The sequence below is a fragment of the Micromonospora sp. NPDC048894 genome, from assembly GCF_040649765.1.
Classification (GTDB): Bacteria; Actinomycetota; Actinomycetes; order Mycobacteriales; family Micromonosporaceae; genus Micromonospora; species Micromonospora antibiotica.
In genome coordinates, this window is record NZ_JBEZFY010000003.1 from 615,389 (window position 1) to 622,367 (window position 6,979).

Annotated in this window: 7 protein-coding genes; 1 reads left to right on the forward strand and 6 read right to left on the reverse strand. The window is 72.6% G+C overall.

Annotated elements, in window-relative coordinates; genetic code table 11:
• Positions 1–56: 56 nt before the first annotated feature.
• From AB0C22_RS09595 to AB0C22_RS09620, 6 genes are all read right to left on the reverse strand, one after another.
• A complete protein-coding gene (locus AB0C22_RS09595; protein WP_357534456.1) occupies positions 57–698 on the reverse strand; it encodes an SRPBCC family protein in 642 nt (213 codons plus the stop codon).
• On the reverse strand, positions 695–1,066 hold the full coding sequence (locus AB0C22_RS09600; RefSeq protein ID WP_204922997.1) for a metalloregulator ArsR/SmtB family transcription factor: 372 nt from the start codon (positions 1,064–1,066) through the stop codon (positions 695–697). Before AB0C22_RS09600 ends, AB0C22_RS09595 begins: the two co-directional genes overlap by 4 nt.
• A gap of 36 nt (positions 1,067–1,102) precedes the next feature.
• Positions 1,103–1,873, reverse strand: a complete 771-nt coding sequence (locus AB0C22_RS09605) for a peptidoglycan recognition family protein (protein WP_255597603.1) — start codon at positions 1,871–1,873, stop codon at positions 1,103–1,105.
• A gap of 113 nt (positions 1,874–1,986) precedes the next feature.
• Entirely contained in the window at positions 1,987–2,721 is a 735-nt protein-coding gene (locus tag AB0C22_RS09610; protein WP_357534458.1) for a lysozyme, read from the reverse strand.
• Positions 2,722–2,951: 230 nt separating this feature from the next.
• Positions 2,952–4,289, reverse strand: a complete 1,338-nt coding sequence (locus AB0C22_RS09615) for an FAD-dependent oxidoreductase (protein ID WP_357534460.1) — start codon at positions 4,287–4,289, stop codon at positions 2,952–2,954.
• An 89-nt stretch (positions 4,290–4,378) separates the two neighbouring features.
• Entirely contained in the window at positions 4,379–4,804 is a 426-nt protein-coding gene (locus AB0C22_RS09620) for a MarR family transcriptional regulator (protein ID WP_219470050.1), read from the reverse strand.
• A 212-nt stretch (positions 4,805–5,016) separates the two neighbouring features.
• On the opposite strand from AB0C22_RS09620, the gene AB0C22_RS09625 reads away from it, so the two are divergent.
• Complete coding sequence (locus AB0C22_RS09625; RefSeq protein ID WP_219462523.1) at positions 5,017–6,819, forward strand: ABC transporter ATP-binding protein; 1,803 nt, start codon at positions 5,017–5,019, stop codon at positions 6,817–6,819.
• Positions 6,820–6,979 lie beyond the last annotated feature (160 nt).

Genomic DNA, 6,979 nt, shown 5'->3' on the forward strand with positions numbered 1-6,979 from the left:
CCGGCACCGACAACCCGCGCCCGGGTTTCGCCCGGACCCGGTGCGGGCCCCCGGGGTCAGGCCGGCGGCGTGCCGGTGTACGCGGCGATGGTCCGGGCGGCGGCGGCCCGGGCGGCCTGCAGGTCGGTGCCGCCGGCGATGTCGGCCTCGGCCCACGCCTCGCCGCTGAGCGTCATGAAGCGTCGCCCGTCCGCCGAGCCGATCCATTCGGCGGCCTGGTCGGGGGTGACGCCTCCACCGTCGGCGTCGAGGTGGCTGGCGAGGCCGAGCAGGCCGGAGTCCCAGCCGACGCCGACCGCGCCGGGGCCGTACTCGGTCCACCGGACGTCGTCGACGTGGGCGACGTGTTCCAGGGTGAACCGGGTCCGCTCGTCGCCCTCCGGGGTCAGGTGGACCTCGATCCAGCTGGTCTCGTCGCCCATCTCCCAGGTGGCGGCGAAGCTCTTCGGCGGGTCGCAGCGCTGCACCACGCCCCCGGCGTTGCCCTCGAACTGGTAGCGACCGTGCAGCCGCAGGTCGCCTGAGATCGGCAGGAACCAGCGCGGGATGCGTTCGGCGCTGGTGCAGGCGTCCCAGAGGTCGTCCAGCGTCGTCGGGTACGTCTGGCTGATGGTCAGCACCCGTGCCTCACCCGCCTCCAGGGTGCGGCTGCCCACGGTGCGTCGTACGGCGCTGATCTGGTGGCTGGTCTCGATCATGAGGTGCTCCGGTGCTCGGTCGGGTCGTCCGTCGTGGTGTGCGCCCGCCGTTCGCGCCGACCCCGGGCGATCTCGGTGGCCAGGGCGTCCAGGGCCGGCGTCCAGAACCGGCGGAATCCCTCCAGCCACCTGTCGACCTCCCGCAGCGGAGCGGGGTCGACCGCGTAGAGCCGACGGGCGCCCTGCGGGCGGACCGTGGCGAACCCGTTGTCCCGCAGCACCTTGAGGTGCTGCGAGACGGCGGGCTGGGTGATCCCGAACTCCTCCTGGATGACCGCGCAGACCCCACCGGCGCTCCGTTCGCCCTGCGCGAGCAGTTCGAGGATGCGCCGGCGTACCGGGTCGCCGAGGACGTCGAAGGCGTGCACGGTCCCCTTTGTATCAGGCATGGCTTATATAAGCAATCAACCCAGTCGAGCGGCGACGGCGGAGCGCAGTTCGGGCAACCGGTCGTGCAGCAGACCCGGGCACTGGGTGCTGGCGAAGTCCTTGTGGCCGTAGATCTGGCTCGCCGGGATGGCGTACTGCTGGCAGGTGAACGCGCAGAACACCACCAGGCTGTCCCAGAGTGCCTGCGGCGGCTGCACGTCGACGTAGATCCCGTCGTTCTCGATGCCGATGGCCTGGCTGTTCTGCCCCACGCAGTGCGCGCCCTGCACCATCGTCTGCCCGTGCAGCAGCGCGTACAGGCTGCCGTGCCGGCCCTCGGTGAGCTGGCCGCCCCGGCTGTTGGTGAAGTGCTGCCCGGAGTCCAGCCAGCCGTTGCCGTCCATGTGCAGGTCCTGGATCTCCCGCGAGTTGGCGTACGCGTGGGCCAGGCTGTAGTCGGTCGAGTTCGGGAACGCCGTGTGATGCACGATGATCTTGTTGGGCCGGCTGCCGACCACGCTCACCGGCGAGGACGGCGGCCGGGCCCCCCAGGTGGCGCAGTTGGCGATCACCGGCTGGTCGACCCGACCGAGGACGACCCGGCCGTCGGCCGACGTGCTGCCGGTGGTCAGGGCGCTGCCGTGGGTCAGGGCGCTGGCGGTGGTCAGGGCCGGGTCGACGGCGGAGTGGCCCACGGCGGCGGCGCTCGCGGCGGATCCGCCGAACGGGTTCGGCGCGAGCGCCCCGGCGGTGCCGAGCAGGACCGCGCCGCGCAGCACGCTGCGCCGGGACACGGGTACGGACATGGCGGGCTCCTCAGGGGGTGGGGGAGGTGCCGGCCGGTCGACCATTGCGACGACTCCGGGGTGGCCGGGGGTCGTTGCCGGGCCGACCGGGCGGCTGCGGCGCTCCGGTCGGGTCAGCAGGGGCCGTTGCAGGCCAGCACCCGGAGCCGGTCGAGGGTGCCGTTCCAGACGTTCTGGTCGCCCGGGAAGGTGCCCGACGACGCCCACTGCCAGAAGGAGTACGTGGCCCAGCCGGCCGGCAGGGTGCCCACCGTGCCGGCGTACCGGGCGAGCCAGAGTGGGTTGGTGGCGGCGAAGCCGCTGTAGTTGCCGGTGCAGGTGGTCCACCAGTCGGTGGTGGTGTAGATCGTCGCCCAGCGCCCGGTGCGGGCGTAGTACTGGTTGACGAAGGACGCGATCCAGTTGCGCATCGCGCTCTGGCTCAGCCCGTAACAGGTCGCGCCGTAGGGGTTGTACTCGATGTCGAGCGCGCCGGGCAGCGTCCGGCCGTCCTTCGACCAGCCGCCACCGTGGTCGACGAAGTAGTTGGCCTGGGTCGCGCCGGTCGTGGTGTCCGGCCGGGCGAAATGGTACGAACCCCGGATCATCCCGACGGTGTACGACCCGTTGTACTGCTGGGCGAAGTACGGGTTGGTGTAGTACGTGCCCTCGGTGGCCTTCACGTAGGCGAACCGGGCGCCGTTGTTCCAGGCGGCGGACCAGTTGACGTTGCCCTGGTAGCTGGAGACGTCCATGCCGGGCAGGCCGGCCGGGGTGGCGGTGGCCGGGGTGACGATGCCGAGGGTGGTGGCGGCGACCATGGTGACGGCCGCCAGCAGCGCGCCCGTGACCGCACGGAGACGGTTCATCTTTCCTCCCTGGGGGATGCCGCGTGGTTACGGCGGGAGCGACGAAAGGAACTGTCAGGTATTAGGTCACGGCCGGAGATAGGTTTCAATAGACTGAATCAAGATTATCTATTTCTGCACGTGGCGCTACCGTCCACCCGCCCGACAATCGCGGTGCGAGCGGATCCACCGGGCCCGGGTCGCGCGGTCTGCCCGACGGTCGAGAGGTGGGCGGGTCGACTGGTCCCGGGTCAGGCGGCGTAGTGGGCGAGGACCTCGGCCGCCGCCCGCTCGCCGGCCAGCACCGCGCCCTCCAGGTAGCCGGCCCACCGGGTCGCCGTCTCGGTGCCCGCCCAGTACACCCGCCCCGCCGGCCGGCGCAGCTCGGGACCGTGGTCCCGCCACGAGCCGGGGGTCAACGCCCCGCAGAAGCAGCCCCGGGTCCACTCGTCGGCCGACCAGTCGTACTCGACGAGGTCGTCAGGCTCGGCGGCGGCCGGGCCGACCAACCCCACCAGCGCGGCCAGCACCGCCGCCCGTCGCCGGCCCGGCGACAGCCGGCGCAGCTCCCGGGCCTGCCGGCCGTAGCTGAACGCGGTCAGTACCCCACGCGTCGAACCCGGCGTCGAGTTGTCCACCGTCTCGGTCAGCGGCCCGTCGGTCGACGTGGTCACCCCGGAACACCCGTCGGCCCGCCAGAACGGCGTCGGGTAGACCGCGTGCAGCTTCAACGCCGACCCCATCGGCATCCGCTGGGTCAACGCGTCGCGCAGGGCCGGCAGCGCCGGCGAGTACGCGATCCGGCCCGCCAGCGCCGGGGCCACCGCCACCACCACCGCCTCCGCCGGGTACGCCCCGTCATCGGTGTACGCCACCACCGGGTGCCCGTCCTGGTGGATCGCCCGCACCGGTGCCCCGGACCGTACCGTCCCCGGGGGCAGCGCCGCCGCCATCCGCTGCGCCAGCAGGGCCGGCCCGCCCACGATCCGATCCTGCTGGGCGCCCCCGGCCATCCCCAGCAGCAACCCGCTCCCACCGCCGCTGCGCAGGTAGAAGAGCACCTGCAACAGCGACACCTCGTCCGGGTCCGCCGCCAGCAACCCACCGGCGATCAGCCGACCCACGTACCGGGCCGTCACCGGATCGGGCGTGACCGTGGCCAACCAGCCGCCGAGGGTGAGCCGGTCCCACTCGTCCGCCCGCGCCGCCCGCCACGGGGCTGCCGGGTCCACCTCGGCGGCGAAGTCGTCGAGCAGGTTGACCGTCTGCCGGACCGACTCCGGCGGTGTCTCCTGCAGCCGACCGTCCCAGCGCACCACCGGCCTCCCGTACGCGGCCGACGGGAACGTGGTCAGCCCGTGCTCGGCCACCAGGGCGGCCATCCGTTCCTGGGTCGGGCCGATCCACTGCGCGCCCAGGTCCAGCGCCGTGCCGTCGTCCAGCCGCCGGGTCGCCACCCGCCCCCCGACCCGTTCCCGCGCCTCCAGCACCAGCACCCGTGCCCCACCCCGGCACAACACCGCCGCAGCGGCGAGCCCCGAGAAACCCCCACCGACCACCACCACCCGCACCGCCCGCGCATACCCCACCCACCCGCCGCTACGCCCACCCACCCGCTCCCGCGTCCGGGCATGTCGGGCCGGTGTGGCTGTCGAGGTGCCGCCGGGCCGGGGTGGGCTCAGTCGCGCAGGGTGCGCAGGATGCGGGTGAGGTCGGCGTGGTCGGTGGGGGAGAGGTGGCCGAAGAAGCGCTCCGCTTCGGCCGCGCGGGCCGTCCGGATGGCCGCGCCTACCCGCGTACCCTCGTCGGTCGGCGCGACCAGGGTCGCCCGCCGGTCGGCTGGGTCGGTGCGGCGCGCGACGAGCCCGCGTTCCTCCAGGCCGTCGACGACCTCGGTGGTGGAGCGGGGGGCGATGTGCAGGTGCTCGGCGAGGGCGCTGAGCCGCATCGCCCCGTGCCGGGTGAGCACCGCGAGGGCGCGGGCGTGTCCGGGGTTGACGTCCCAGGGTTCGAGGGTACGTCGGGACTGGTGGCGCAGCCGACGGGCCACCGCCCAGAACAACTCGGCGAGGCTCTCCCCGACCGGCTCGGCCGACGGCTCCACCGGAACGCCTGCGGGCGGGTCGGCCAGGGGGTCGGATGTCGCACCGGTCACCGGAATACGGTAGCAGTGTTCACTGTTGCTACCTCATGATGAGGTAACCTCAGTAACTGGACCTGAACGGAACACCGGTTCGCCCGCTGTGCCGAGCGCACCGCGCCGCAGAGCGTGAACCTCCACCCCCGCGGACAACCCCGAACGGAAGAAGGACCCCCTTGGACACCACCCAGACCCACCGGGAGGGCCGCGGCGGCGCCCCCCGGACCGCCAGTGCCGCCGAGAAGACCCAGGCCCGTGCCGTCTCGCTGCGCCGCATCGGCCGGCTGTTCACCGCGTACCGTGGTCAACTGGCTGTGGTCACCGCGATCATCGTGGTGTCGTCGATGGTCGCGATGGCCTCGCCGTTCCTGCTGCGGGCGGTGATCGACCGGGCGCTGCCCGAGCGCGACCTGACCCTGCTGGTCTGGCTGGTCGTCGGCATGATCGCCGTCGCGGCGGTGACCGCCGTGCTCGGCGTGGCGCAGACCTGGATCTCCACCCGGGTCGGGCAGCTGGTGATGCACCGGCTGCGCACCGACGTCTTCGCCCACCTGCACCGGCAGTCGATCGCGTTCTTCACCCGCACCCGCACCGGCGAGGTGCAGTCGCGGATCACCAACGACATCGGCGGCATGCAGACGGTGGTCACCTCCACCGCCACCTCGATCGCGTCCAACCTGACCACGGTGGTCGCCACCCTGGTCGCCATGGTGGCGCTGTCCTGGCGGCTCACCCTGGTCTCATTGGTGGTGCTGCCGCCGGCCATCTGGCTCACCCGCCGGGTCGCCGCGATGCGCCGTGAGATCACCGCCCAGCGTCAGCAGGAGCTGGCCGACCTCAACGTCACCATCGAGGAGGGGCTGTCGATCAGCGGCGTGCAGCTCAGCAAGACCCTCGGCGCGGGTGACGCACTGATCGACCGGTTCACCAGCAGCTCGGCCCGCCTGGTCGATCTGGAGCTGCGCTCGGAGCTGGCCGGCCGCTGGCGGATGGCCACCATGACGATCATCTTCGCCGCCATCCCGGCGGTGATCTACCTCGGCGCGGGGCTGCCCGGTACCGCCGGCACGCTCAGCATCGGCACCCTGGTCGCCTTCACCGCCCTGCAGGGCGGGCTGTTCCGGCCGCTGATGGGGCTGCTCAACGTGGGTGTCACGCTGACCGCCTCGCTGGCGCTGTTCGCCCGGATCTTCGAGTACCTCGACCTGCCGGTGGAGGTGGACGACCCGGCCCGGCCGGTGACCATCGACCCGACCCGGGTGCGCGGGCACCTGCGCGTCGAGGACGTCACCTTCAGCTACCCGGGCAGCGACACCGCCGCCGTCGCCGGCATCAGCCTGGACGTCCCGGCGGGCACCAGCCTCGCCCTGGTCGGCGAGACCGGCTCCGGCAAGAGCACCCTCGCGGCCCTGGTCAGCCGGCTGCACGACCCGGACGCCGGCCGGATCACCATCGACGGTGTCGACCTGCGCGACCTGCGGCTGACCGACCTGGCCGCCGTCGTGGGCGTGGTCAGCCAGGAGACCTACCTGCTGCACACCACCATCCGGGAAAATCTGCGGTACGCGCGCCCCGACGCCACCGACGCCCAGTTGGCCGACGCCGCCCGCGCCGCGCAGATCCACGACCTGATCGCCGCCCTGCCCGACGGGTACGACACGGTCGTCGGTTCCCGGGGCCACCGCTTCTCCGGTGGCGAGAAGCAGCGCCTGGCCATCGCCCGTACGCTGCTGCGCGACCCCCGGGTGTTGGTGCTCGACGAGGCGACCAGCGCGCTGGACACCGAGACCGAACGCGCCGTCCAACGGGCCTTCGACACCCTCGCCGAGGGACGCACGGTGATCACCATCGCGCACCGGCTGTCCACGGTGCGCCACGCCGACCAGATCGCGGTGCTCGACCACGGCCGGATCGTCGAGTCCGGCACCCACGAGACGCTGCTGGCCCGCGCCGGCCGGTACGCCACCCTGGCCGGCTGACCCGGGCCGACCGGGCGGGCGGAGAACCCCCGATCTGCACAACGTGAATCCCCGATCATCGGTGACTAAGGGATGTCTCGTAACTCGGTGATGGCGTTGCCGGTCAACGGTTGCGGTGTCACCCGAGCAGAATGATGTTGTGGAGGTGGGCGATGCCGGA

Coding starts and splice junctions, on each gene's coding strand:
- AB0C22_RS09605 (WP_255597603.1), bottom strand. CDS start 1,873: ATGTCCGTACCCGTGTCCCGGCGCAGCGTGCTGCGCGGCGCGGTCCTG.
- AB0C22_RS09595 (WP_357534456.1), bottom strand. CDS start 698: ATGATCGAGACCAGCCACCAGATCAGCGCCGTACGACGCACCGTGGGC.
- AB0C22_RS09610 (WP_357534458.1), bottom strand. CDS start 2,721: ATGAACCGTCTCCGTGCGGTCACGGGCGCGCTGCTGGCGGCCGTCACC.